This window comes from Synechococcus sp. H55.11 (genome assembly GCF_047462475.1).
Taxonomy (GTDB): Bacteria; Cyanobacteriota; Cyanobacteriia; order Thermostichales; family Thermostichaceae; genus Thermostichus.
In genome coordinates this window covers 1-2,193 of the sequence record NZ_JANSJI010000060.1, presented here as the reverse complement: position 1 = coordinate 2,193, position 2,193 = coordinate 1, and the positions used below count along the sequence as shown (strand labels likewise).

At 57.5% G+C, this 2,193-nt stretch carries 1 protein-coding gene and 1 pseudogene; both read left to right on the top strand.

What is annotated here, in order from left to right; all coding sequences use genetic code 11:
* A pseudogene (locus tag NW853_RS02510) lies at positions 1–304 on the top strand (hypothetical protein); the annotation flags it as partial.
* A 13-nt stretch (positions 305–317) separates the two neighbouring features.
* Positions 318–2,193, top strand: a 1,876-nt coding sequence (locus NW853_RS02505; protein ID WP_414347604.1) for a BPTD_3080 family restriction endonuclease, incomplete at its 3' end; no start/stop codon positions are given.

Below are 2,193 nucleotides of genomic sequence, written 5' to 3'. Positions count from 1 at the left end.
CTATAACACAAGAACTGGTCAAGTCGAATCGGGCGGCGCGGACAAGATTGCTGTCTGGATGTTCGATACCGACTACGACGGGCGTTGCCTCTACCCGCGTCAGGTGTTTTTCCCGCTGGCGGACAAAAACGGGGGCTGGGCGCGCCTCGCAAAGAGTCTCAAAGCGGAACTCGATGAGTCGCTTATCGAGAAGTATCGAGGCACAGAGTCGCTGCCTTTCGAAGTGGGGGAATACAAGCGTATCGCGGTCAAGATTGTCGACGACCGCGGCGTCGAGAGCCTCAAGGTGATGTATGTACCGTAGAGGTGGTAGCCCGATGAGCAAGCGCACTATCGATCGACTGATCATCAACTCGCCTTACGAGGAGCCAAAACAGCACTGGCGCTACGAGCGTAAGACGCGCTCGTTCCGCCTTGTTGCGGGACGCCGTCGCGCGGGATACCTTAAGGCAACCCCCGGCTCGCAGTCCTACGACGACCCAGGCGTCTTTGTCGAGATTCCCTTAGTCAATCAGATTCGCCCGCGGGTGAAGCAGTGGCGTGGGGCGGGCTATCCAGGCGTCACGGGCGTAACGAAACGGCTTCTTGAACACTGGAACGACCATGAGGCGTCGGGCGTGCGCCGATTCTTCTTCTGTCAGTTGGAAGCGATAGAGACGCTCATCTGGCTCACAGAAGCGCCGCCTGCTGCGCACGCGGGGATTAAGATTCCCAGAGACGGCAGTGCGTTCCAGCGACTGTGTTGCAAAATGGCGACTGGCACAGGCAAAACTGTAGTGATGGCGATGGCAATCGCATGGCACATCTTGAATAAGGTGACGAACCCACAAGATGCGCGCTTCTCCAAAAATGTGCTTGTGATTGCTCCAGGGTTGACGGTCAAGCAGCGACTGGAGGTGCTTATCCCCAGTGCGCACGGCAACTATTACGAGGCGTTCGACATCGTGCCTTCTGCGATGATGGACAAGCTCCGTCAGGGCAAGGTGCTGGTGCGCAACTGGCACGCGCTGGCGTGGGAGAGCGAGGAGCAACTCAAAAAGCGCAAGAGCGTAGACAAGCGCGGGGCTAAGAGCGACGAAGCCTACGCCCGTGAAGTGCTTGGAGAGATGGCAACTGCCCGCAACATCTTAGTAATCAATGACGAAGCGCACCACGCATGGCGAATCAATCCAGAAGCGAAGGGCAAATACATGCGTCAGCGCGATTTGAAGGATAGCGCCGAAGAAGCAACTGTGTGGGTGGGCGGTTTAGACCGTATCCATCGCGCGCGGGGCATCCTCAGATGCTATGATTTCTCTGCGACGCCCTTTGCCCCTTCAGGCAAGCAAAGCACAGAAGAGACCCTCTTCGGTTGGATTGTCAGCGATTTCGGGCTGAACGACGCTATCGAGTGCGGGCTGGTCAAAACCCCGCGCGTCGTGGTGCGCGACGATGCTGTACCCGACGCCAAGACCTACAAATCGCGCCTGTACCATATCTACAACGACCCCGAAGTCAAGGATAATCTCAATCGTGCAGCGAGTCCTGAGACGCCGCTGCCTGACTTGGTGTTGAATGCCTACCTGCTGCTGGGTAGCGATTGGCTCGCGACGAAAAAGGCATGGAGTAATGCAGGCGCGCCTACGCCTCCAGTCATGATCACCGTTTGTAATCGCACGGAAACGGCGGCGCGGGTAAAGCACGCCTTCGAGAAAGGGCAAATCAAGATTGATGAGCTATGCGACCCTAAGCGAATGCTACACATCGACTCGAAAGTACTAAAAGAAGCAGAAGCACAGGAAGATGCCCCCGTCCAGACGCTCACTTTTGAGGCGCAGGAGGCAGACACAGAGGAGGACAGCTCGCAAACAGAGTACACCCTTACCAAAAGAGAACAAGCGGAGCGGCTGCGCCAGATGGTGGACACTGTTGGGAAGGTCGGCAAACCTGGAGAGCAGATTCAGCATGTAATCTCCGTCGGCATGCTCTCTGAGGGATGGGACGCCAAGACGGTCACGCACATTATGGGGCTACGGGCGTTCACCTCCCAGCTCCTGTGTGAGCAGGTGGTTGGGCGCGGGTTGCGGCGCACCTCATATGAGGTGAACCCAGAAACTGGACTGCTGGAGCCAGAGTATGTGAATATCTTCGGCGTGCCGTTCACCTTTCTCCCACACGAGGGCAGCGACGACAGTCCCCCACCGCCCCCTACCC